General features: G+C 72.3%; 18 protein-coding genes. 9 read left to right on the top strand and 9 right to left on the bottom strand.

Annotated features, from left to right (window positions below; genetic code table 11):
• Window positions 1–105 precede the first annotated feature (105 nt).
• The 4 genes from ACWD5D_RS32500 to ACWD5D_RS32515 all read right to left on the bottom strand — a co-directional run bounded on the left by ACWD5D_RS32500 (window position 106) and on the right by ACWD5D_RS32515 (window position 6,222).
• Window positions 106–1,206, bottom strand: a complete 1,101-nt coding sequence (locus ACWD5D_RS32500; RefSeq protein ID WP_451376364.1) for a helix-turn-helix domain-containing protein — start codon at window positions 1,204–1,206, stop codon at window positions 106–108.
• The gene (locus tag ACWD5D_RS32505; RefSeq protein WP_451376365.1) at window positions 1,188–2,255 is read right to left on the bottom strand and encodes an AraC-like ligand-binding domain-containing protein; all 1,068 of its coding nucleotides are present in this window, start codon (window positions 2,253–2,255) and stop codon (window positions 1,188–1,190) included. The genes ACWD5D_RS32500 and ACWD5D_RS32505 overlap by 19 nt, the downstream gene beginning before the upstream one ends.
• Before the next feature lie 73 nt (window positions 2,256–2,328).
• Window positions 2,329–3,315, bottom strand: a complete 987-nt coding sequence (locus tag ACWD5D_RS32510) for an alpha/beta hydrolase (protein ID WP_451376366.1) — start codon at window positions 3,313–3,315, stop codon at window positions 2,329–2,331.
• A gap of 69 nt (window positions 3,316–3,384) precedes the next feature.
• Window positions 3,385–6,222 carry a LuxR C-terminal-related transcriptional regulator gene (locus ACWD5D_RS32515; RefSeq protein ID WP_451376367.1) on the bottom strand — a complete coding sequence of 946 codons (2,838 nt, stop codon included), beginning with the start codon at window positions 6,220–6,222 and terminating at the stop codon, window positions 3,385–3,387.
• 239 nt (window positions 6,223–6,461) lie between these two features.
• Between ACWD5D_RS32515 and ACWD5D_RS32520 the strand changes: the two genes are divergently transcribed.
• Window positions 6,462–9,230 carry a helix-turn-helix transcriptional regulator gene (locus tag ACWD5D_RS32520; RefSeq protein ID WP_451376368.1) on the top strand — a complete coding sequence of 923 codons (2,769 nt, stop codon included), beginning with the start codon at window positions 6,462–6,464 and terminating at the stop codon, window positions 9,228–9,230.
• 118 nt (window positions 9,231–9,348) lie between these two features.
• On the opposite strand, the gene ACWD5D_RS32525 is transcribed toward ACWD5D_RS32520, so the two are convergent.
• On the bottom strand, window positions 9,349–9,687 hold the full coding sequence (locus ACWD5D_RS32525; RefSeq protein WP_451376369.1) for a GNAT family N-acetyltransferase: 339 nt from the start codon (window positions 9,685–9,687) through the stop codon (window positions 9,349–9,351).
• Window positions 9,688–9,729: 42 nt separating this feature from the next.
• The gene (locus tag ACWD5D_RS32530; RefSeq protein ID WP_451376370.1) at window positions 9,730–10,719 is read right to left on the bottom strand and encodes a pirin family protein; all 990 of its coding nucleotides are present in this window, start codon (window positions 10,717–10,719) and stop codon (window positions 9,730–9,732) included.
• 125 nt (window positions 10,720–10,844) lie between these two features.
• On the opposite strand from ACWD5D_RS32530, the gene ACWD5D_RS32535 reads away from it, so the two are divergent.
• The 5 genes from ACWD5D_RS32535 (at window position 10,845) to ACWD5D_RS32555 (ending at window position 15,248) form a co-directional block, all read left to right on the top strand.
• Entirely contained in the window at window positions 10,845–11,324 is a 480-nt protein-coding gene (locus ACWD5D_RS32535) for a carboxymuconolactone decarboxylase family protein (RefSeq protein WP_451376371.1), read from the top strand.
• Window positions 11,325–11,528: 204 nt separating this feature from the next.
• Window positions 11,529–12,791 carry an MFS transporter gene (locus tag ACWD5D_RS32540; protein WP_451376372.1) on the top strand — a complete coding sequence of 421 codons (1,263 nt, stop codon included), beginning with the start codon at window positions 11,529–11,531 and terminating at the stop codon, window positions 12,789–12,791.
• A 303-nt stretch (window positions 12,792–13,094) separates the two neighbouring features.
• On the top strand, window positions 13,095–13,481 hold the full coding sequence (locus tag ACWD5D_RS32545) for an SsgA family sporulation/cell division regulator (RefSeq protein WP_451376373.1): 387 nt from the start codon (window positions 13,095–13,097) through the stop codon (window positions 13,479–13,481).
• A gap of 171 nt (window positions 13,482–13,652) precedes the next feature.
• Window positions 13,653–14,231, top strand: a complete 579-nt coding sequence (locus tag ACWD5D_RS32550; RefSeq protein WP_451376374.1) for a Dps family protein — start codon at window positions 13,653–13,655, stop codon at window positions 14,229–14,231.
• 147 nt (window positions 14,232–14,378) lie between these two features.
• A complete protein-coding gene (locus ACWD5D_RS32555; protein WP_451376375.1) occupies window positions 14,379–15,248 on the top strand; it encodes a LysR family transcriptional regulator in 870 nt (289 codons plus the stop codon).
• An 84-nt stretch (window positions 15,249–15,332) separates the two neighbouring features.
• Here the strand turns inward: ACWD5D_RS32555 and ACWD5D_RS32560 are convergent, their stop codons facing one another.
• The gene (locus ACWD5D_RS32560; RefSeq protein WP_451376376.1) at window positions 15,333–16,160 is read right to left on the bottom strand and encodes a ZIP family metal transporter; all 828 of its coding nucleotides are present in this window, start codon (window positions 16,158–16,160) and stop codon (window positions 15,333–15,335) included.
• Window positions 16,161–16,375: 215 nt separating this feature from the next.
• Between ACWD5D_RS32560 and ACWD5D_RS32565 the strand changes: the two genes are divergently transcribed.
• On the top strand, window positions 16,376–16,624 hold the full coding sequence (locus ACWD5D_RS32565; RefSeq protein ID WP_451376377.1) for a hypothetical protein: 249 nt from the start codon (window positions 16,376–16,378) through the stop codon (window positions 16,622–16,624).
• Window positions 16,625–16,646: 22 nt separating this feature from the next.
• Here ACWD5D_RS32565 and ACWD5D_RS32570 read toward each other — a convergent pair whose 3' ends face one another.
• Window positions 16,647–17,933, bottom strand: coding sequence for an MFS transporter (locus tag ACWD5D_RS32570; protein WP_451376378.1), 1,287 nt, complete (start codon window positions 17,931–17,933; stop codon window positions 16,647–16,649).
• Window positions 17,930–19,300, bottom strand: coding sequence for an MBL fold metallo-hydrolase (locus tag ACWD5D_RS32575; RefSeq protein WP_451376379.1), 1,371 nt, complete (start codon window positions 19,298–19,300; stop codon window positions 17,930–17,932). The genes ACWD5D_RS32570 and ACWD5D_RS32575 overlap by 4 nt, the downstream gene beginning before the upstream one ends.
• A 109-nt stretch (window positions 19,301–19,409) precedes the next feature.
• Here ACWD5D_RS32575 and ACWD5D_RS32580 point away from each other — a divergent pair, with 109 nt between their 5' ends.
• Together ACWD5D_RS32580 and ACWD5D_RS32585 are read left to right on the top strand one after the other, a co-directional pair.
• Window positions 19,410–20,087, top strand: coding sequence for an ArsR/SmtB family transcription factor (locus tag ACWD5D_RS32580; RefSeq protein WP_451376380.1), 678 nt, complete (start codon window positions 19,410–19,412; stop codon window positions 20,085–20,087).
• A 417-nt stretch (window positions 20,088–20,504) separates the two neighbouring features.
• On the top strand, window positions 20,505–21,788 hold the full coding sequence (locus ACWD5D_RS32585) for an MFS transporter (RefSeq protein WP_451376381.1): 1,284 nt from the start codon (window positions 20,505–20,507) through the stop codon (window positions 21,786–21,788).
• Window positions 21,789–21,897 lie beyond the last annotated feature (109 nt).

A 21,897-nucleotide genomic window follows, 5' to 3' on the forward strand; every position in this document is an offset into this window, starting at 1 on the left:
CCGGCCGTGCACGCACCCGGGGCGCCGCACGCCGCATGCCCGCACGCCGGCATTGCTCCGGGCACGGGCTGCAGGGGAACGGCTCCGGCTGTGGGGAGGCGGGGCTCAGCGGCCCGGGGCGCCGATTGTCCGCCTCAGGCTCGGCAATGCCTCCCCGCCCTCTGCGGATGCGGCGCGTCCGGTCCGCCCGTACGCCGGCTGCGGCTCGTCCACGAAGGGGGTTGCTCCGGTCGTGTCGGCCTGTGTGGCGGCGCTGCGCCACTGCACCGGCGACATGCCGTACGTCTCGCGGAAGGTCCGGCTGAAGTGGGAGGGGCTGGTGAAGCCCCAGTGGACGGCCACGGCGGCGACCGACCGATGGGCCGCGCCGGGGCGGGCGAGTTCATGGCGTGCCGCCTCGAGGCGTCGGGCGCGCACCCAGGCGTTGACGGTGGTGCCGTGCAGCTGGAAGAGGCGGTGCAGGTAGCGCAGGGAGATGCCGTGCTGGTCGGCGATGTCCTGCGGGGCGAGTCCGGGTTCCGAGAGCCGGGCCTGGACGGATGCCGTGATCCGCTCCCACAGCGCGGGCGTCGGCCGCCTGCCGACCTGTTCCAGGGCGACGGTGGCCAGGATCTCCACGGCGACGCGGGCGAGTTGTTCGCGTCGGGCCACGGTGGACCTGGTGACCTCTTCGACGATCCCGCGCAGCAGCGGCAGGAGCAGGGCCGCCGCGCCCCCTTCGACCTCGTCCATCACCGTGGCCGTGAGGGCGGCCAGTTGTCCCTCCGTCAGGCGCAGCCGTGCCCGGGGCAGCATGAGGATCCGGGCCCGCTGCGGCTGTGGCAGCACGATCCTGAAAGGGCGCCCCGCGTCGTGGAACGCGAGGCGCCCTGGGGCGAGTTCGGCCGTGCGGCCGTCCTGCAACAGCAGTGCGGTCCCGTCCAGTTGCTGCCGCACCAGAATGTGGGTGCGGGAGTCCGCCACCACCGAGCGGGCACTGCGCAGGATGGTTCCCGGGCCGGATTCCTCGGTGGCGATCTGCAGAACGCCCAGACGTTCCGCGGTGAGTTCGCCCGCCCACGGGCGGCCGCGCTCCGCGGTGGCCTCAAGGTCCACGAAGACCTGCGAGAGCGCGCGCTGCCAGGCGGTGAGGCGCTCGCCGGGAGCGATGTTCCGGGTGGAGAAGGTGAAGCCCTGACCCGGCGTGGTCAGCGCGCCTGTGAACACGGTGCCTCTCCCGCCACGCGGCTCGCACGCTCTTCCTGGAGCCAGTCCGTGGGCGACAGACCGACGGAGCCGCGGAAGGCCTTGCTGAACTGGGACGGGCTGGTGAAACCCCAGCGTCGCGCGACCTGGCCGAGGCTGACGGATCCCGGCGCCTGTACGGCGAGTTCCTTGCGGCACTCGTGCAGGCGCAGCTCGCGGATCCACTGGGACAAGGTGGTGTCCTCGGTCTCGAACAGCCGGTGCAGATAGCGGACGGAGATGCCGTGGTGATCGGCGATGACCTGGGGGGTGAGGCCGGGGTCCGACAGGTGCCAGCGGACGAAGGTCCTGATCTGCTGCAGCAGAACACGGTCGCGACCGGGCAGTTGGGCGCAATCCTCGCCCAGCCGGCTCGCCGCGGCGGCCGCCATCAGGTCGATGACGCCCTCGGCCAGTCGTTCGGCGACCGGTGTCGTGTACATCTCGGAGGTGTCCGCGAGCCGCTCCATCATCGGCGCGAGCAGGGCGCACAGACCGTCGTCCGGGCGCAGTGCCCGCGCGGTGAGTTGCTCCAGGTCGGACTCCGGACGATGGAGCAGATGCCGTGGGACCGCGAAGATCCTCAGGCGGAAGCGTTCCGGGAAGGTGGTGCGGAAGGGTCGTACCGTCTCGAAGAACCCGATGTCCCCTGCGCGCAACTCGGTGGTGCGGCCGTCCTGTTCGACCAGGGCCCGGCCGGTGCTCTGCAGGGCCACGAAGACGTGCCGGCCGTCACCGCGGGCGATGAAGCGCGGCGCCCGGTGGACCCGGCCCGGGTCGCACTCCACCGTGGTGATCTGGAGGTCTCCGAGGTGGTCGGTGCGCATGGTCGCGTCGTAGGTGCCGCTCTCGGTCGCGATGTCCATTCCCACGAGGGTCGCGAGCACGGCGTCGTGCCAGTAGTCGAGGCTCTCGCGCGCCGGTACCGAGCGGGTGGTCAGTACTTTGGTTCGCGGCCCCGCGGAGGCCGTCGGACACCAGCGTGTCAGTTCGGAGGATCCGATGCCGGCGGATCCAATGACGGTTGTCATGGAGTGAGCGTCCTGTGAAGGCGCAGGCTCGCGCATCAGTCGGTCGACTGGTCACCGGACCGGGACACGCCTCTCACGCCAAACGGGCACGCAGGAAGTGGCATCCGGTCATGAGAGCTGCCCGAGTGGGCGCGCTGTCGAACAGCGCGTGCAACGCCACGAAGTCGTGGACGGTGCCGAGGAACCGCGCCGCGAAGGCCTCCACACCGGCCGCACACAGGTTGCGCGCATACTGCTCCGCCTCGTCCCTGGCGACATCGGCCTCGGCGGTGACGATCAGCGCCGGCGGCAGCCCTGCCAGGTCCTCCGTCCGCGCACGCAGCGGTGACACGGTGGGGTCGGCTCGCAGGGCCGGGTCGGGGACGTACCGCGCCCAGTGCGCGCGCAGCGCCCGACGGGTGAGCAGGTACCCCGTGGCGAACTGGCGTTGCGAGGGGCTGTCGCAGCGGGAGTCGGTGAGCGGGTAGTAGAGCAGTTGTGCGCTGATCCGCGGCCCGCCCCGGGACTTCGCCAGCATGGTCACGGCGGCGGCCAGGGTGGCCCCCGCGCAGTCGCCCGCCACCGCCAGCCGACTTGCGTCCAGACCGAGTTCATCGGCCCGGGAGACCGCCCAGGTCAGCAGGGCGTAGCACTCCTCCAGCGCCACCGGGTAGCGGGCCTCTGGGGTGCGGCTGTACTCGGGGACGATCGCGCACACGCCCGTGTTGGTGACGAGTGCGCTGATGAGGCCGGCGTGGGTCTGCGCGTCCCCGAGTGTCCACCGGCCGCCGTGGAGGTACAGGAGCGTGGGAAGCGGGCCCGTCGTACCGGCCGGACGGATTGTCCAGAACCCGAGCAGCCCGGAAGGGCCGACGGATGCCACGCGGTAGACCGCGTCCACGTCGAAGTCCTCGAAGCGGTCCACCTGCGTTTCCCGCAACGCCTGCCGGCCCGCGTCGGGGGCGAGGTCGTCCAGGGACGGTGGAGCTGCGGCAGCGGCGACGAGCCGCCGCACCATGGGGTCGAGAACGACCGCCGCGTGGGAGTCACCGCCCGCTCGGGCACCGGAGGCTCCCGGCATCACACACTCTCCTCTGGCTGGGCCACGCCGCTCGACGGGAGGTCCGTACTGAGCCGACCGCCCCCTGCCTCAGCTGTCCGGGACGAGGTCACGCAGTTGCTGGCGGCGGCTGATCCCCAGTTTGGGGTAGACGTTGTACAGGTGCGAACCCACGGTACGGGGCGAGAGGAAAAGCTGTTCACCGATCTCACGATTCGACAGGCCGCGTGCCGCCATCTGGACGATCTGTTGCTGCTGTGCCGTCAGCTGCTCCAGCAGGCCCGAGGTGTCGGGGGTGGGTGCCGCTCCGCTGGCGCGCAGTTCGCGGGCGGCGGCTGCGGCGAGAGAGCCCGCGCCGAGGCGTTCGGCGGTTTCCAGCACCGTGGTCAGCTGCTGGCGCGCCTCGAGTGTCCGGCGGTTGCGGCGCAGCCAGATGCCGTAGTTGAGCCGGGCGTGGGCACGCTCCCACGGCCACCGGTCCGCCTCGTGATTGACCAGTGCGAGGTGGAACTGCTCCTCGGCGTCGTCGTCCGGGTCGACCAGGGCGGTGGCATGGTGCAGCAGCAGCGTCATCCTCGTGCTCGGGCGCTCCCCCTGTTCCTGACGGACACGCGCCACGATCGGCACGGCCTCGTCGGACCGGCCGGTCCGGTGGGCCATGAGGGCGAGTTCCGCGATGCACCGGGGCGACAGGAAGGGGTGCAGCGGCGATCCGTCGGCGGTGAACAGCTCGCGCATGTGCCGCCAGCCACCGTCCGGGTCCCCCAGCACCAGGGAGGCGAGGCCTCGGGCCCGCAGCAGGCGTGCGTGCGTGGCCCGGTTCTCGTCCAGGCTGACGGCGCTCCAGACCGAGGGGGTGAACCAGGGCTCCGCCGGTACGGTTCCGCGCAACACCCGCACGGTGAGGGCCTGCGCTTCCAGATCCGCCCGGAGGGCCGGCAGGCGCAGCGCCGCGGCCTCGGCCGAGGCCTCCTGGATCAGGGGTTCGGCCTCGGCGAACCGCCCGGTGTTCACGAGGGTGTCCACGAGGGAGATGACCGACCAGGCACGGGTGCCGAAAGAGCGTGCCGCGCGCAGGTACGCGTCAGCCGTGCGGAACTGACTCAGGCACACGTCCGGCTCGTCGGCGTGGTAGGCCACCGCGGCGACCGACATCCGGCGGGCCAGGACGTCCGGGGCGTCCAGCAGCGCACTGTGCGGGCGGGCGAGGCCCGGCAGCAGGTGGGCGGCGGACTGCGGCCGGGCCACCGCGGTGACGTACGCCTCCAGCGCCTGCTCTGCGTCCCGCGTGTCCAGGTGGCCGAGCGGACCGTTCATCGGGGCCTGGCGCCCGTCGGCCCCGTCGGCGTCCCGGGCCCGGTCGAGCAGCGCCGGCAGGGCTGTCCTGTGCTCCGGCAGACCGGACCGGAAGGCGATGCCCGCGGCCAGGCCCGCCAGCGCGAGCGCGACCGATCGGCCGACCGCGGGAAAGCGCTCCGAGACGTTCGCGACGATCTCGAAAGCCTCCTGCTGGGAGGACTCCTGGGACAGGGCCGATGCCAGGGCACCGGCTGCGACACAGGCGAGGCCCGGCTCCGTGGAGTCCCGGACGAACCGGCCGTACAGGTCCCGCACCCAGCCGGGCTCTCCCACGATCTGCGCGGCCACCAGGGCCCCGGTCAGGCGGCGGGCGCGCTCCTCCCGATGCGGGCTGAGCCGGGCCGCCTGCTCCAGTGCGCGCGCGGCCTCCACCGCGTCCCCGCGCCGCCAGGCGGACGCCTCGAGCTCGACGGCCACGGACTCGCTGGTCCCCCAGGTGGCGGCGGCCAGGTGACGGGCCCTGACCTCCGGCTGTGTTGCGGCCGCCGCGAGGTCCAGATGCGCCTGGTACCGCTCGCCCGCCGGATGTCGCTCGAGCGCGGCCGACCGCGCCAGCGGATGCCGGAACACGAGCCGGTCCTCGGCCAACGCGACCAGGCCGCTCGCCTCCGCCTCGGCCCACACCGCCAGGTCGTCGGTGTCCAGGGCGGCCATGAGGACGGCGACGCTCTCGCCGGGCCCCGCCACCGCCGCGTACAGCAGGGCGCGTCGCGTGGCGGCGGGCAGGGCGTCGATTCGTCCCTCGAAACCATGCTCCATGGACGAGCGCCGCGCGGGTTCGATGCCGGGGAGCCTCGGTCCCGCGGACCTGGGCGCACGGCGGCTCAGTTCCACCAGGGCCAGGGGATTGCCCTCGGCCTCCTCCAGGATCTCCAGCCTGTGCCTGCCTGTGGACACGGTCGGCCGGCGATCCAGCAGCGCCGCGGCCGACGCGACGCTCAGCGGGCCCAGCTCCAGCCTTTCCGTGCCAGGGGGCAGGCTGGGCAGAGACGCGTCGCAGCGCGCGGCGAGCAGAACCGTCACCGCGCGGCCGGCCAGCAGCCGGGTCGCCGCGCTGAGCGCCTCCAGGAAGGCGTGGTCGCACAGGTCGGCGTCGTCCACGCACACCAGCACCGGGCGGGAGGCGGCGAGCCGGTACAGCGCTGCCGCCAGGGCCACCTGCACCTGTGCCTCGTCCAGTGCCACCTGTCCCGGGGCCGAGCGCAGGACGGAATTCAGTACCTGGCTGTGTACGGCGGGCAGGTCGGGCAACTCGTCCAGTGCGGGCGGAGAGAGAAGCTGCTGAAGGCAGGCGTGGGCGTGCCGGCGGTCCGCGGCCCAGCCCTGCGCCGAGAGCACCAGCACGCCGTCACCGGTGGCCACTTCCCGGACGTGGCGGAGCAGCGTCGTACGCCCGATCCCCTTCTCCCCGAGGAGCAGCAGTGACTGGGGGGTGTCGGGCTCACGCGTCACACACAGCCGGATCCGCTCGATCTCGCTGTCCCGGCCCAGGGGCCGCGGCTCGGCCGGCTGATCGGGCCGGTGGGTGGCTTCCCTGCCGACCGCCGGCTGAGGTGAGTGGTCCGTCATCCGCGCACTCCGGAACTTGCTCGGTGCCCGTCACTGTGGGCATTCTCCCTGGCCAGGGCAATAATCGAGGACATGAGGTCGGCACGCTTCTGTCACATGACCAGTCGCGCGCCGATTCTGCTGTCATCCGGCATCGGACCTTGAGCGGCCGAATCTACCGCAGGCTCCGCGCGTCCGAGATACGGCGACTGGCAGGATTCCCACCGTCACGATCGAAAACCTGAGGAGAAGAGCCGTTCATGCACTCTGGCGCCCAGCCACCCTCCGCTCCGGGCATCCTCGGCAGAGCCGCCGAGCTGGCCCGTCTGGACCGCCTGCTCGGGGCGGTGGACGGCACCGGCCCGCAGGTGCTGGTGCTGGCCGGGGAGCCGGGCTCGGGCAAGAGCACCCTCGTGGAACGGGCGGCCGAGCAGGGCCGGGCCCGCGGGATGCGGGTGCTGCGTGTGCGCGGCAGCGAGGGCGAGGCCGGACTGGGTCTCTCGGGCATCCACCAGCTCCTGCATCCGCTGCTTCCGGGGGAGCGCCTGCCCGTCCGGCAACGGGAGGTCCTCGACCGCGCCTTCGATCCGGCGGCGACGCCGGACGACGTGCGACTCGACCAGATGTCCCTGTGCGTCAGCGTGCTCGCACTCCTCGGCGAGGCCGCCGCGCGTCGGCCGCTGCTCCTGCTGGTGGACGACGCCCAGTGGCTGGACCTCGGCTCGGTGGACGTGCTGGCCTTCCTCGCCCGGCGCCTGGAGGGCACACCGGTGGTGATGCTGCTCGCCGCCCGCGAGGAGTCGGTGCCGGCCCGCTTCGACCGGGACTTCCCGCAGGTGACCGTCGGCCCGCTGAGCCGGACGGCGGCGGGACATCTCCTGGACGCCCAGCCGGACCCGCCCCGAGGCCGGGCCCGCGCCGAGATCCTCCAGCAGGCCGCCGGCAACCCGCTGGCCCTGATCGAACTGCCCCGGGCCCTCGCCCGGGGCCGGTCGGGCGCGGGTCAGTCCGGTGGTACGACCCTCCCGCTCACCGCGCGCCTGGAGAATCTGTTCGCCGCCGACCTTCCCGGCCTGCCCGCGCCCACACGCGAGGCCCTGCTCCTGGCCGCCGCCGCGGGAACGGCACAACTGGCCGATCTCCTGCGCGCCGCCCCCTCGTCGGACATCGTCCAGGCGCTGGACCCCGCGGAACGCGCCGGCCTGGTGCGGGTCGAGAACGGCCACGTGCTGTTGCGTCACCCACTGGTCCGTTCCGCCATCTACCAAGCGGCCTCCTTCCACGAGCGCCAGCAGGCCCACCTCGCCCTGGCCTCCGCGCTCACCGGCGAACCGGACCGCCGCGCCTGGCATCTGGCCGCCGCGGCGACCGGTGAGGACGCCGAGGTCGCCGACGCCCTGGCGGAGAGCGCGGAGCGCGCCCGCGGCCGGGGCGGATACGCGGCGGCGGCGACGGCGCTGGAACGCGCCGCGGAACTGACTCCGGAACCCGAGCTGCGTGCCCGCCGCCTGCTGACGGCCGCGCAGTCGGCCATGTTCGCCGGCCACCCGCAGTGGGTCGGTGAGATGAGCGGGCGCGTCGGCGAACTCACCGACGATCCCCGGCTGCGTGCCGAAGCCTCGCTCCTGGGCGGGTGGGCCCTCGGGGTCACACTCCGCCACGACGACGCGCTGACCCTGCTGCTGGGAGTCGCCGAGCTCACAGCCGCCTCGGCCCCGGCCCTGGCCCTGAGCGCCCTGAGCACCGCCGCGACGTCCGTCTACAACTCCGGGGCGCCGTACCACAGGGCGGAACTGCGGCGGATCAGTGATCTGATCGACGAGGACGACAACCCCGCCGCCCGCGCCTGGGCCGAGTCGGTGATCGATCCCCATCGCCAACGGGAACGGCTCATACCGCTCTTGAAGAACGGACTGGCCGCCATGTCCCAGGAGTCGCTCGGAGACCTCACGGCGCTCGGCGGCACGACCTGGATCCTGGACGAGTCCGAGCAGGCCGTTCGCATCCTCGGGCGGACCCTGGACGTCCTGCGGCGTGCCGGGGGCGCGGGCACGAACGCGACCGTGGCGCAGGCGCTCGCCCTCGCCCAGTTCGAGACCGGCTCGTGGACGGCGGCCCAGGCCGCGGCGGACGAGGCGTTCTGGATGGCCACCGAAGCCGGAGCCGACAACGTGACCGTGGGCGCCCGCGTCCTGCGGGCCACGCTGCGCGCACTGCAGGGCGACCACGCGGCCGCGCGGACCCAGGCGATCGACGCCGTACGCGGGGTGGACCTGCGCCATTCCCTGAGCCTTCAGGTCCGCCACCGCCATGCCCTGGGCATGGCCGCGTTCGTCGCCGGAGACCACGCCGACGCCTACGAGCAGTTGCGCGCGACCTTCACCCGCGACTTCCGCCCCGCTCCCGTCCACTACCATGCCTCGCTCTACTACGTGGGCGACCTTGCCGCCGCGGCGGTCCGTGCCGGGCGGGCGGACGACGCGCGCACGGTGGTGGACGCGGTCGAGAACAGCCTGGAGCCCGACAGGTCCCCCCGGCTGGCCGCCGTGCTCCACCGGGCCACCGCCCTGCTGACCGACACCGACGAGGCCGAGGACCGCTTCCGCGACGCCCTCGCCGACTCCACCACCGACTGCTGGCCCTTCGAGCGCGCGCTCACGCAGCTCGACTTCGGCGAATGGCTGCGCCGCCGGCGCCGCAGCGCCGAGGCCCGCCCCCACCTCAGCGCGGCACTGGAATGCTTCGAGCGGCTGGACGCCCGCCCGTGGACCGAACGCACCGCCGCGGAGCGCCGGGCGGCGGGAGCCCCGGCGGCGACGACGGCCGCGAGCCCGGCGAGCGAACTCACCCCGCAGGAACGGCAGATCGCCGAACTGGCCGCGACGGGCCTGACCAACCGCGACATCGGGGCCCGCCTCTACCTCTCACCCCGGACCGTCGGCTACCACCTGCACAAGGTCTTCCCGAAGCTCGGCATCCGCACCAGGGCCCAACTCCGCGACGCTCTCTCGCAGGATCCGGAGCAGTGACCCTGCGCCAGGGCCCGAACGGCCGACCGCCGAGTAGGGCGGCCGGCTCGAATGGTGCCGCCGGTTCGGAAGGAGCGGCCGGTGCGAAGGGAACGGCCGGTGCGAAGGGAACGGCCGATCAGCCCAGTTCGGCCTGCAGCCACCGCAGGACGTCGGGGGTCACCGAGTCGGTGATGTCGGCGAACTCGTCGTGCTTCTTCAGGAACTTGGCCACGTAGGGGCAGACGGGCACGATCCGCTTGCCGGCGGCGCGTACGTCGGTGAGCGCCTCCTGGACCAGGATGGCGGCGAGGCCCTGACCGGCGAAGGCTTCGTCGACCTCGGTGTGGTAGAAAACGCGCTGGTCACCGCGGTCGCGGTAGGCGGTCAGCCCGGCGCGCTCGCCGTCGACCAGGATCTCGTAGTGGTTCTTGGCGTCGACTCGCTCGACCGTGGGAGCGACGGAGGGCTGGCTCATGGGGGTGCCTTTCAAAAGGAGGTGGGTTACGTGTCACAAGGGTCAGGAGCGCGGGGGATTCCTGCGCGGCGTGATGACGGCGTTGGGCAGGGCGGGGGCGGGAAGGCGGTCGCCCGGATATCCCTCGACGGCCCCGAAGCGATCAGAGGCGTTCTGCCACTCTTCGCGGGCCGTGGCGATGTCCTCGTGGCTGCGCCCGATGAAGTTCCACCACATGACGATCTCTTCCTCGAACGGGGTTCCGCCGAGCAGGACCGTGCGCGCGATGTCGTCGGACTCGTTCGTCAGGGTCAGGGTGTCGACGCCCGGGTGGGCGTAGCCCAGCTCCGCGTGGCCCACCAGGGTGTCGGCCAGGCGCACCTCGCCCTGGTCGACCAGGAGGCCGTGCTCGAAGGCGGGGTCCACGGCGAGTGTGAGAGTCGCGCGCGGCTGGAGGATGATCTCGGCGCCGAGCAGAGGGGTGAAGGTCTGCACCGGGGAGGCCTGGCCCACGAGGGAGCCCAGGAAGACCCTGACGTCGGCACCGTCGATCCGCGCGGCCTCGGGTGCGTAGTGCTGGAAGTCCCGCTCGGCATCGCGGTGCTCGTCCGGCAGCGCCACCCACAGCTGGACGCCGTGCAGAATGGTGGTCCGCGCGGTGGAGACCTCCGAATGACAGATGCCGTACCCGCCCGTCATGAGGTTCAGCTCGCCGGGCCGTACATAGGCGTGGCTGCCCAGGCTGTCCCGGTGCTCGATCTCCCCGCTGAACAGCCAGCTCACCGTCTGCAGCCCGGTGTGCGGGTGCGGGGCGACGTCCATGCCTCCGGAGACCGACACGTCGTCGGGGCCGTAGTGGTCGGCGAAGCACCAGGCACCGATCAGGGTGCGGGAACGCTGCGGCAGCGTGCGCCGCACGGTCATGGCCCGGGGACCGCCGAGAGGGACGTCACGCGCGGTCAGTACGTCGACCCGGGCGGCCCCGGTCGAGCGCTCCCCGTCCGCCGGTGTGCCGCAGCGCATCTCCGTGGGCTTCGTCTCGACGTTGCTCATCGTGGACCACCTCCGAAAAACATTGTTCCATATTCAACCATCGCGTCGCGATAATAGGTCCGCGACATCGTCAGGTTCACACAACACGACAAGGGAGCCGCACAGGCCCCCGAAGGAGTCCCAGGTTGAGCACCCACACGACCGGGTCCGCGGCGCGGCGGATCTTCATCGACAAGCAGAGCCCCGCCGCGTACCAGGCACTGGTACAGACCTCGGAAGCGGTCCGCACGGTGACCACCGAGGCGGGACTCGACCGCAGGCTCGTGGAACTGGTCAACCTGCGCGTGTCGCAGATCAACGGCTGCGCCTACTGCCTCCACGTCCACACCAGGGCCGCCGTGCGCGCGGGCGAGACCACGCAGCGGCTCGGCGTGCTGGCGGCCTGGCGGGACACCGAGGTGTTCACCCCCGACGAGCGCGCCGCCCTCGCGCTCGCGGAGGCGACCACGAACCCCGCCGACGCGGCACTGCAGGAGACCGCCTACGACACGGCCGCCGAGGTGCTCACCGACGACCAGATATCCGCCGTGATCTGGGTGGCGATCACCATCAACGCGTTCAACCGGATCTCGATCATGAGCAAGCACCCGGTACGGCCGCAGTAGACGCTGTTCGCCGCCATCTCCCACAGAGATGACCGACCCATCTCCCACAGAGATGACTGACATCCCCGACCATCGCGGCGGATGGGGAAGCAGAGCGCGGCGGCGAGTGCTTGTCACCGGTGAGCGCGGCGAGAAAACCGCTCGCTCACCGCCAGGCACTCTGCCGAGCCGGTCCGACCGGCTCCCGCCCCGAAGAAGGTCCCCGTGTCCCGGACATCCGTACTCCGGACCTCGCCCCAGCGCGCGACCGGCACACAGCGCGTGACCGGCACCGAGCCCGCGCACGGTGTGCCGGGCCGGCTGATCGCGCTGCTGGCCGTCGCCTCCGGCATGACGGTCGCCAACCTGTACTACGCCCAGCCGCTGCTGTCCTCGCTGCGCGAGGTCTTCCACACGAGCACGGCGGCCGCCGGCTGGCTGATCACGCTCACCCAGGTCGGCTACGTGATCGGCATGCTCTTCCTGGTCCCGCTCGGCGACCGGCTGGAGAAGCGCGGCCTGGTCACCGCCCTGCTCACGGTCACCACCGTCGCCCTGCTGGCGGCCGGGCTGGCCACCAACTTCCCCATGCTGCTGATCGCTTCTCTGGTCAGCGGCGCCACCTCGGTCGTCGCCCAGATCCTGGTCCCGTTCGCCGCGGGCCTCGCCCCCGACCACGCCCGCGGCCGGATCGTGGGCCGGGTGATGAGCGGACTGCTCACCGGGATCCTGCTCTCCCGCACCGTCAGCAGCCTGGTCTCCGACGTCGCCGGCTGGCGCGTGGTCTACCTCGGCTCCGCCGTCCTGATGGCCGTCCTCGCCGTGGCCCTGCGCGCGGCTCTCCCCCAGCACGCGCCGACCACGACGATCCCGTACGCACGGGTCCTGCACTCCACCCTCCAGCTGGTCCGCACCCACCCCGCGCTGCGGCGCCGCGGCATCTACCAGGCGGCGATGTTCGGCGCCTTCAGTGCCTTCTGGACCACCATCTCCTACGTTCTCACCGGCCCCGGCTTCCACTACTCCCCCATCGGCGTCGGCATCTTCGCCCTCGTCGGAGCCGCCGGCGCGGCCGTGGCCCCGCTGGCCGGACGCTGGGCCGACCGCAGGCTGACCCGGCCCATGACCGGCGCCTCGTTCGCCCTCGCCGTGGCGGCCTTCGCCCTCGCCGGTCTCGGCCGGCACCACATCGTCCTGATCGCCCTCGCCGCCATCCTGATCGACGTGGCCGTCCAGGCCACCCTCATCCTCGGCCAGCACACCATCTACCAGCTCGACCCCCACGCCCGCGCCCGCCTCAACAGCGCCTTCATCGCCACCTTCTTCCTCGGCGGCGCCCTCGGCTCCCAACTCGGCTCATTCACCTACCACTCCGGCGGCTGGAGCGCGGTGACGATCCTGGGTGCGGCCCTGCCCCTCCTCGCCCTCCTGTACTGGCTCACCGAGCACCGGAAGGCGAACCAGGGCTCGACCCGTGACGCCGCGTAAAAGCACGACCCGTGAGGCCGCGTACGAGCGCAACCGCCCCGGCCACTGTCGCACGGCGTGGCCGTACGGCGGTGGCCGCGTGCCCTCGCGGACAACAAGTACTGCACGCGTCGACAACCCGCGGCCCCGGGACCGCCGTACGGTCGTCGGCGACACGGGCCGTCAGAGCCCGGACGGACGAACGAGACCGTACGCGACAGGCACCGAAACCGCACGCGACGGTCGCAGACAGAGGACAGCATGCGACACCCTCTTCCTCCACCAGGTGCGGCGCATCGCGGCTCGATCGTCTTCCGGACGGAGATGCGCGTGACCGTGGACGGCGAAGTGCCGGTACGGCTCCCCGCCGAACTCCGCTACGCGGCGACCGATCCCTACGCCGTGTGTCTGTCCCTGGGCGCTCCCTCGGCCCCCTCCGTCGACTGGGTCTTCGCCCGATCGCTCCTCTCCGACGGATGCCGCCGGCCCACGGGAACGGGGAACGTGGTGGTCTTCCCGCGGCACGGGTGTCATCCGGACTCGCTCCGCATCCTCCTCAGGACACGTCACGGGGCGGCCGTCCTCGAGGTCGACGCGGCCGTCGTCGCCGTCTTTCTGCACCGCACCGACGCGCTGGTGCCGCCGGGCACCGAACACCACCACATCGACCTGGACGACATCGTGGAACGGCTGACGGCCGGCAGCGAGTGACTCACCGGGCGGATCGCGGACGGCGGATCGCGGACCCGATGTCCCGCAAATGCGACGACATCACCGGTGCGCTCACGGACACCAGCGCATGCGCTCCTGGACAACGCGTCCCGGGCCTGCCCGCCTAGCGTCACCCGCGTACGCAACGCACGGCATCCCAGGAGGACCGTCATGACCAGCAGCTCCAAGCCCTTGAGCCACAGCCAGCCGTGGCTGCATCAGAAGGGCGAGGTCATCCAGGAGTTCGGGACCGTCAAGCAGTTCCCGCTCGGCCTGTCCTTCGAGGCGCGCATGTACTCCTGCCAGCGCCTGAACCAGGTCCTGGCGGACACCCAGATCCTCTACGGCCTCTACAAGAAGCACCACTGGCTCCTGCGCGGCGCCACCTTCTACCAGCTGCACCTGCTGCTGGACAAGCACGCCGGCGAACAGCTGGAGCTCGTGGACACCCTCGCCGAGCGCGTGCAGACCCTGGGCGGCGTCGCGGTCGGCGACCCCCGCCACGTCGCCGAGATCACCTCGATCCCGCGCCCGCCGGACGGCGTCGAGGAGGTCCCGGCCATGCTGTCGCGGCTGCTCGAAGCCCACGAGACCATCCTGACCGAGGCCCACGACGCGGCCAAGCGCACCGCCGAACTGGGCGACGACGGCACCAACGACCTGTTCGTCTCCCAGATCATCCGCACCGGCGAACTCCAGGCGTGGTTCCTGGCGGAGCACCTCGTCGACACTCCGCTGGTCCGCTCCTGAGACAAGGCGGGAACGCCGAGGCGGCGGGACGGGCGGGGCCACCGGAGCGACAGCCGCCGTCGTCCCCGGGCGTCCCCCGCCCGTCCGCATACCATGCAGCGAAGTTCGTTGCCCCGCGCAGGGGCGCTGCGTCACGGGGAGCGGCTGATGGATCTGCGGCAGATGGAAGTCGTCGTCGCGGTGGCGGACGCGGGCGGGTTCACAGCGGCGGCGAGGCGGCTGCACGTGGTTCAGTCCGCCGTCTCCGGCACGGTCCGCGCCCTCGAACGCGAGCTGGGCACGCCGCTGTTCACCCGGACCACGCACCGGGTGGCGCTCACGCCCGCCGGTGAGGCGTTCGTCCCCGCGGCACGAGCGGCCCTGCGCGCCGCCGAACTGGCGCGCGAGGCGGTCGACGCGGCCAAGGGGGAGCTGCGCGGGCGGGTCACCGTCGGCATCATGCAGGGAGTCTGGGCGGGCCTGCACCACGCGCTGGCCGCCCTGCGGTCGGAGCACCCGGCCGTGGTGGTCCAGCTGCGGCAAGCGGCCGTGACCGACATCCGGCAGGCCCTGCGCGAGGGCACGGTGGACCTGGCGGTGGTGGCACTGGACCGCCAGCAGCAACGGGGACTCGTGAGCCGACTGCTCGCCCGCGAGGAGATGGTCCTGGTCGCCTCCCCCCACCGGGACCTCTCCGCGACCAGCCCTGAGGGCACCGTCGAGCCGGACGCGGTCGCCCGTCTCCCCCTGATCGACTTCACCCCCGGCTGGGCGATCCGCCACGCCGTCGACCGAGCCTTCCGCAGCGCCGGCGTCGACCGCAGCACCACCTTCGAGGTGAACGACATCATGGCCGCGTCCGAGCTGGTCCGTAACGACCTGGGCGTCTGCGTCATGCCCCCGTCCATCGCCGACCGCTTCCCCGGCCTGGCGACATACCGGTTCGCCCGGCACGCACCGAACTGGAAGGTGATGGTGGTCCATCCCCCGGGCCAACTGTCCCCGGCGGCCACGGCGTTGCTACGACACATCACCTGACTGCGGCCGGCCGACTGGGGCCCCGCGTGTCCCGGACCACGGCGCGTACGATCCCGTCAGGATCTCGCGTTGTACGACGCGGGCTCAGGCGCCCGCGGCCGTGACGATGGCGTCGGTGGCGAAGCCGAGCAGGAGACCGAGCAGGACGCACCAGGTCGTGAGGGTCTTGCGGCCGGTCCTGCGGGCGACGGCCAGCAGCTCGATGACGACGTAGAGGATCGAGCCGGCGGCAAGACCGAGGAAGGCTGTCGACAGGGTGTCGTCGACCACGTGCTGGCCGATGAGGGTGCCGAGAAAGGTGGGGCCGCCGCCGATCAGGCCGAGCCGGAGCAGGGTGAGCCAGGACGGGCGTTCGCCCTCGGCGGCCAGCGGGGCGACGATGCCGAAGCCCTCGGTGGCGTTGTGCAGGCCGAAGCCGATGATCAGCAGGAGGGCCAGGGAGAGTTCGCCCTGGGCGGCGGAATTGCCGATGGCCAGGCCCTCGGCGAAATTGTGCAGGCCGATGCCGGTGGCGATCATCAGCGCGAGCGAGCCCGCCTGGCTGCGGGTCTTCGGCGCCAGTTCGGCGGTGGCGGCGGCGCCGGGGCCCGTGGTCCGAGCGGCGGCTTCACGACGGCGGGAGATCCAGCCGTCGTAGTGGACAAGTCCGGCGAGCCCGATGGTCAGGCCGGCGACCAGGGTGAAGCCCCCGGACGCCACCGTTCCCCAGGTGTGCTTGCCGAGCGCCTCGTCGATGGGCTCCCAGGCGTGGGTCAGCACGTCCCAGACGAGGAAGATCAGAATACCGATGGCAACAGCGTTCAGGCCGGCCTTGAGCCTGGGTGTGGCAGTGCGGAGGCGGCCGAAGGGGAGGCCGAGGTAGATGGTGAAGCCTGCGATGGCTCCGAGCAGGGCGATGCTGCTGCTGGACATGGGAACTCCGGTCTGATGTGCACAAGAAGCGCACAGAACGTAAGGCAGGCAAGGCTTGCCTTACAAGCCGTGGAGCCCGGCCTCGGAGAAGCTTGGGGAAGTCATTACGCGTTCCCGTCCGCAGCGCGGACGCATCCACCCCCCTGAACTTGACCATCAACGTAACTTAGGTGAGCCTTACCTAAATCTTGCTGTGAATGTTCTGGGAGTCGTCTGTGTCCACCTTGCCTTCGGAGTCGCCCGCCTCCACCCACTCGGTGCCCGTCCGGCGGCCGGGGCTGTACGAGGTTCTCGTCCTTACCGTGAACGGCCTGCAAGCCGGTCTCCTGAACAGACGCCTGACGCAGCAGGACACGGCCCCGCCCGCGAGACGCCTGATGCTCTGGGGAGCTTCGACGGCTCTGCTCTCCCAGATCTGCTGGTGGGGGGCCATGGTCATCGGCTTCCGCAACAGCCAGCGCTGAGCGGTCGGTTCGGCCCGCTTCTTCACGCTCGGTGAGCCGGGCGGTGTTCCGTGATCCAGCGCGCGGCGAGCAGACCCGAGGCGGCGGTGAGGACGGCCGCCGCGACGACGGTGGCGTTCAGGCCGAGGGCGTCGGCGAGGATGCCCGCGACCAGGGCGCCCACGGCGTAGCCGATGTCGCGCCAGAAGCGGTAGGTGCCCAGTGCGTTGGCCCGCCAGGTGGGGTGGGCGTGGTCGGAGACGGAGGCGATCAGCGCGGGGTAGACCATGGCTGTGCCGATGCCGAGGGCCACGGCGGACGTGATGCCCGCGAGCAGCGGAGTGTCGAGGAGGGCCAGGGCGAGGACGAAGCCGGCGGCCTGGACGAGCATGCCGCAGACGATCAGCGGTTTGCGGCCGATGCGGTCGGCGAGGTGGCCGGTGGGAATCTGCCCGAGGCCCCACAGGATGGGGTAGAGCCCCTTGATCAGGCCGACGGCGGCGAGGCCCAGGCCGTGGTCGGTGAAGAGCAGGGGAAAAACGCCCCAGGTGAGGCCGTCGTTGAGGTTGTTGACCAGGCCGGCCTGGCTGGCCCCGCGCAGGGAGCGGTCGTGCCAGGAGGTGCGGGCGAAGGTGGCGGCCAGGCCGCTGTCCTCGCCGTCGGGAAGGGGCTTGGTGTGGTGGGCGAGTTCGAGGGCGACGTGGCCGGCGGTGTCGCGGACGGCGAGAGACAGGGCGAGTCCGGCGACAACGAAGACGACGCCGATGAGTTCGGGGGCGGGGCGCAGGCCGTGGGTGGTGGCGAGATAGCCGGTGAGGAGGGCGGTGGCGCCGACGGCGGTGTAACCGGCGGCCTCGTTGAGCCCGGTGGCGAGGCCCCGGCGGGCGGGGCCGACGAGGTCGATCTTCATGTTGACGGTCATCGACCAGGTCAGTCCCTGGTTGAGGCCGAGCAGGACGTTCGCGGCGACGATCCAGCCCCAGGACGGCGCCCAGGCGAGGGCGAAGGGGACGGGGATGCCGATCAGCCAGCCGGTGACCAGGAGTTGCTTGCGGCGGAAGCGGGCGGTCAGGGCGCCGGCGGCGAGGTTGGTCAGGGCCTTTGTGGTACCGAAGGCGATGATGAAGGAGAAGACCGCGAGGTCGCTGGTCAGACCGAAGAGGTGCGCGCCGATCAGCGGGACGGTGGTGCGTTCGAGGCCGACCAGGCCGCCGACGCAGACGTTGACGACGACCAGCAGGGTGAACTGGACCCAGTTCTCGCGCAGGCCCAGGCGTATGGGCCGTCCGTCGGAGTCGGTCGCGGTGGAGGTCGCGCGGGTGGTCTTCACGAGGTGGTGTCCTGGGTGAGCGTTCGGCCGTGGGCCGCCGCGTAGTCGTCCGGTCCGCCGTCGAGGACGGCGATGTCGGTGTGGCCCGCGCGTTCGAGGAGGCTGGCCGCGGTCATGGCCCGCTCGCCGTGGCCGCAGGCCACGACCGGCCCCTCGGGGGCGTCGACGATGTGGGCGGCGAGGGAGCCGAGTTCGATGTGCACGGCTCCGGGCACGTGTCCGGCGGCGAACTCCGCTTCCTGCCGTACGTCGAGGTAGGGGCGGTTCCCGGTGCGGTCGGCGGTGACGAAGGCTGTGGTGGCCTGTGGGTTGCCGGCGGCCCGCCAGGCGGCCATCCCGCCGGTCAGTCGTCCGGCGAGACGTTCGTAGCCGATCTTGTACGCCTGCCGGACGAGCTCGCTCAGGTCCTGGTCGTCGCCGGTGACGAAGGCGAGCGGGACCGTGTCGGGCAGCAGCCAGCCGAGCCAGGTCGCGAACTGGCCGCGCAGCGGGATGGAGAGAGAGCCGGGGATGTGGCCGGCCGCGTACTCGGCCGCCGGGCGCACGTCGACCACCTGGCCGCCGTTCACGAGCAGCGCCCCGAGTTCCCCGGCGTCCAGGGCGGGCAGGGGCGGGGTGGAGGCGAGGACGGCGGGCCCGCGCCGGTTGGCCTCGGCGAGCCGGGTGAAGTAGTCCGGGTAAGTGCCGAGCCCGGACAGCAGCAGTCGTACGAAGGTGTCCTCGTCCGGGGCGGTCAGCAGCGGGTTCGTCCGCTTCTGCGCGCCGATCGTCGAGGTGCGTTCGCTGCCGGGCGGGGCCGAGCAGAAGGATCCGGCGCCATGGGTGGGCCAGACCTGGGTCTCGTCCGCCAGCTCGGCGAGGCGGCGGAGCGAGTGGTACTGGGCGCGGGTGAGTTCCTCGGTGCGGTCGGCGCCGAGGAGGTCGGTGCGGGCGGCGGAGTTCACGATCAGCGAGCCGCCGGTGAAGACGCCGAGCGCGCGGGAGCCGTCCAGGAGCAGGAAGGACAGGTGCTCGTCGGTGTGTCCGGGGGTGGCGAGGGCGCGCAGGGTCAGGCCGCCCAGGTCCACTTCGTCGCCGTCGGCCAGACCCTGGTGCTCGAACGTACGGCGGCCCGCGGTGGAGGCGAGCACGGTGGCCCCGTCGTCGTGGCCGAGCTGGACGGCGCCGGAGAGGAAGTCCGCGTGCAGGTGCGTGTCCGCGGCGTACGCCACGGTCAGTCCGCGCCGGGCGGCAGCCGTCCGTAGGGCGCGCAGATCACGGCTGGCGTCCACGGCCAGGGCGCGGCCGTCACCGAGGTCGACGAGGTAGGCGCTGTTGCCGAGGCCGGCGTCGACCAGGGGTGTCACGTGGTCGTCGGCAAAGCCCATCGGGTCCTCCAAGATCCGGACGGGAGGCGGCGTGAGGTCGGTGTGGCCGGTGGTGTGGTCACCGCGCCCGCCGTCACCTACACTATTCCATGGATTTGTGGAGGATGTCATGGCAGGAAGCACCCAGGTCGGCGCGAAGGCGCAGCTGTACGACGCGTTCGCGACCAGCGGCAAGGCGCTGGCCAGCGGAAAGCGCCTGGAGCTGCTCGATCTGCTCGCGCAGGGCGAGCGCACCGTGGACGCCCTGGCCAAGGCCGCGGGACTGAACCTGACGACGGCCTCCGCGCATCTGCAGACCCTCAAGCAGGCCGGGTTCGTCGCCACCCGGCGCGAGGGCGTACGCATCCACTACCGGCTCGCCGGCGACGACGTGGCCCGGCTGTTCGCCCTGCTGCGCAAGGTCGCCGAGGCCCACCAGGTCGCCGTACCGGCCGCGCGGGACGCCTACCTCGGCGTGGACGACGCGGCGGAGGTCACCCACGAGGAGCTGTGCGCTCGTGCGGCGGCCGGGGAGGTCGTCGTACTGGACGTACGGCCGGTGGAGGAGTACCGGGCCGGGCACATCCCGGGTGCGGTGTCCATCCCGGTCGAGGAACTGGCGCACCGGATCGAGGAGTTGCCCGAGGAGACGGAGATCGTCGTCTACTGCCGGGGTGAGTACTGCGTGCTCGCCTACGACGCGGTACGGCTGCTCACCGACCGCGGACGACGGGCCGTCCGCCTCAACGACGGCATGCTCGAATGGCGCCTGGCCGAACTGCCCGTCGACGCCGGGGAGCCGGCGTGACCGGCAGCGTCGCGTCCGCGCGTCCGAGGCTGCCGAGGAATGCGGCCGGGCGACGGTCCTGCCGTCGGCGCCCGGGACCTCGGTGCTCCGACCGACGGCGCCCCGGACCGCGGTGCTCCGGCCCGGACGGACCGGGCAGCTCGGACGGCCCGGGCAGCTCGGAAGACGCCGACGATCCGTCGCCGAGCCGGCTGGGCTCCTGGCTGAGCTCAGCCAGGTCCTCAACGCCGCCTGACATCCCACGTCCCGCACCGCCCGGCATCGCGCGTCCCCACGCCCCCTGACGTCCCGCGTCCCGACCCCGCCAGACATCCCGCTTCGTTCCGCCCACCCCTCCCGTGCCCGCGACATCAAACCCGTGCCCGCGGACACTTCCATCACGCCCGGAACCGGCGGGAGGCCCTACCCGGAGGAAACATGACCAGCAGCGCACCAACCGGCACGACGGGCTCGACGGGCTCGATACCCGGCGTGCCCGACGCCGTCCACGCACAACGCCGCATTCTGCGGGTCCTGGTCGCCTCCCAGGTCCTCAGCGGGGCCGGACTCGCCGCGGGCGTCACCGTGGGTGCCCTGCTCGCGCAGGACATGCTCGGCACCACCAGCCTCGCCGGGCTGCCCAGCGCCCTGCTCACCGGCGGATCGGCACTCACCGCCGTCGTCGTCGGCCGGGTCTCCCAGGCCCGCGGCCGCCGCCCCGGCCTGGCGGGCGGCTACCTCGCCGGGGTCGTCGGCAGCGCCGGTGTCATCATCGCCGCGGTACTGGACAGCCCCGCGCTGCTGTTCCTCTCGCTGTTCGTCTACGGCGCCGGTACCGCCACCAACCTGCAGGCCCGCTACGCCGGAGCCGATCTCGCGCACCCGGCGCACCGTGCCCGCGCGGTGTCCACCGTGCTGGTCGCCACCACCCTGGGCGGCGTCGCGGGCCCCAACCTGGCCGCACCGACCGGCGACATCGCCAAGACCTTCGGCATCCCCGAACTGGCCGGGCCCTTCCTGCTCTCAGGTGCCGCCTACGCACTGGCCGCCCTCGTTCTCGCCGTCTGGCTGCGGCCCGACCCGCTGGTCGTCGCCCGCAGCGTCGCCGCCGCCGAGCATGGCGGCAGCGGCACCGTCGCCGACACGGCCCCGAGCAGCTCCGCTCAGGGGCGCCGGGGCAGCGTGGTCCTCGGGGCGCTCGTCATGATCCTCACCCAGCTCGTCATGGTCGCGGTCATGACGATGACCCCGGTCCACATGCACGACCACGGTCACGGCACGGCGGCCTCGGGCCTCGTCATCGCCATCCACATCGGCGCGATGTATCTGCCCTCGCCTCTGACGGGTTGGCTCGTCGACCGCTACGGCCGCATGAAGATCGCCACCGCGTCCGGACTCACCCTGCTGGTGGCCGGCATCGTCGCGGCCACCGCGCCCGGCGACTCCGTCGCCCTGCTCGCGCTCGCCCTGGCCCTGCTGGGGCTCGGCTGGAACCTCGGCCTCGTCTCCGGTACGGCGATCATCACCGACACCGTGCCGCTCGCCACCCGAGCCAAGACCCAGGGCATGGTCGACGTCGCCATCGCGATCGCCGGCGCCGCGGGCGGTCTGTCCTCGGGCATCGTCGTCGCCGCCGCCGGTTTCCCCGTCCTCGCGCTGTCCGGCGGCATCGTCGCGCTCGCCATCCTCCCCGCCATCGCCGCGACCGCGAGCAGCCGCTGAAGCGGCTCCCTCCCCCTCCGGAGCGGTTGCGGCGCCCCACTTCCGATGATGCTGTGGAGGTGGCGGCGGCCGTACCTGTCGGGTTCTTCGGGCCGTACCTCTTGCCCTT

The sequence above is a fragment of the Streptomyces sp. NPDC002520 genome (assembly GCF_053595235.1).

What these genes read in the sequence shown, in the direction of transcription:
- ACWD5D_RS32505 (WP_451376365.1), bottom strand. Translation starts at nt 2,255, where the DNA reads ATGACAACCGTCATTGGATCCGCCGGCATCGGATCCTCCGAACTGACA.
- ACWD5D_RS32510 (WP_451376366.1), bottom strand. Translation starts at nt 3,315, where the DNA reads ATGCCGGGAGCCTCCGGTGCCCGAGCGGGCGGTGACTCCCACGCGGCG.
- ACWD5D_RS32515 (WP_451376367.1), bottom strand. Translation starts at nt 6,222, where the DNA reads ATGACGGACCACTCACCTCAGCCGGCGGTCGGCAGGGAAGCCACCCAC.
- ACWD5D_RS32520 (WP_451376368.1), top strand. Translation starts at nt 6,462, where the DNA reads ATGCACTCTGGCGCCCAGCCACCCTCCGCTCCGGGCATCCTCGGCAGA.
- ACWD5D_RS32525 (WP_451376369.1), bottom strand. Translation starts at nt 9,687, where the DNA reads ATGAGCCAGCCCTCCGTCGCTCCCACGGTCGAGCGAGTCGACGCCAAG.
- ACWD5D_RS32530 (WP_451376370.1), bottom strand. Translation starts at nt 10,719, where the DNA reads ATGAGCAACGTCGAGACGAAGCCCACGGAGATGCGCTGCGGCACACCG.
- ACWD5D_RS32545 (WP_451376373.1), top strand. Translation starts at nt 13,095, where the DNA reads ATGCGCGTGACCGTGGACGGCGAAGTGCCGGTACGGCTCCCCGCCGAA.
- ACWD5D_RS32550 (WP_451376374.1), top strand. Translation starts at nt 13,653, where the DNA reads ATGACCAGCAGCTCCAAGCCCTTGAGCCACAGCCAGCCGTGGCTGCAT.
- ACWD5D_RS32555 (WP_451376375.1), top strand. Translation starts at nt 14,379, where the DNA reads ATGGATCTGCGGCAGATGGAAGTCGTCGTCGCGGTGGCGGACGCGGGC.
- ACWD5D_RS32560 (WP_451376376.1), bottom strand. Translation starts at nt 16,160, where the DNA reads ATGTCCAGCAGCAGCATCGCCCTGCTCGGAGCCATCGCAGGCTTCACC.
- ACWD5D_RS32575 (WP_451376379.1), bottom strand. Translation starts at nt 19,300, where the DNA reads ATGGGCTTTGCCGACGACCACGTGACACCCCTGGTCGACGCCGGCCTC.
- ACWD5D_RS32580 (WP_451376380.1), top strand. Translation starts at nt 19,410, where the DNA reads ATGGCAGGAAGCACCCAGGTCGGCGCGAAGGCGCAGCTGTACGACGCG.
- ACWD5D_RS32585 (WP_451376381.1), top strand. Translation starts at nt 20,505, where the DNA reads ATGACCAGCAGCGCACCAACCGGCACGACGGGCTCGACGGGCTCGATA.